General features: G+C 36.9%; 1 protein-coding gene. It reads left to right on the top strand.

What is annotated here, in order from left to right:
• Positions 1 to 72 precede the first annotated feature (72 nt).
• Positions 73 to 528 (top strand): hypothetical protein (locus IEY78_RS35490; RefSeq protein WP_229700358.1); only part of this gene is annotated, 456 nt, incomplete at its 3' end.

Below are 528 nucleotides of genomic sequence, written 5' to 3'. Positions count from 1 at the left end.
CTTTACAATCAAAAATTCATGTTCTCATGCGTTGTGAAAATCCAACGCTACGCCATTTTCAAGTGAGCGTTCATGGATAATAAAAACATTGATCCCAACTTCAACCCAGAGCGATTTTTAGAAACCCAAAAATACAAGGTTATAGTTACGGCTTTAATCTTTTTGTTGCTTTTTATTGTTTTTTTAATGGTGGCTTTTAAAAAAGCTTTTTTTGCCCAAACCAACATGCCCACTCTGGTGATGAGCAAACAAGACACTGCGACTAGGGGGACTATCTATAGTCAAGACAACTACAGCCTAGCCACTTCGCAAACCCTTTTCAAACTGGGCTTTGACACAAGGTTTTTAAACCCGGATAAAGAAGATTTTTTCATTGATTTCCTTTCTATTTATAGCAATATCCCTAAAAATTCCTTAAAAGACGCCATCAATACGAAAGGCTATACCATTCTAGCTTATGATCTCACGCCCAACACCGCTGCTAATATTAGGGACTTGAATAAGAAATTTTTAGCCTTTGGGGTTTTT

Source organism: Streptomyces kronopolitis, assembly GCF_014646275.1.
In the GTDB taxonomy this organism is placed as follows: Bacteria; Actinomycetota; Actinomycetes; order Streptomycetales; family Streptomycetaceae; genus Streptomyces; species Streptomyces kronopolitis.
The sequence above is the reverse complement of the archived record's forward strand: the minus strand, read 5'-3'. Positions and strand labels throughout refer to the sequence as shown.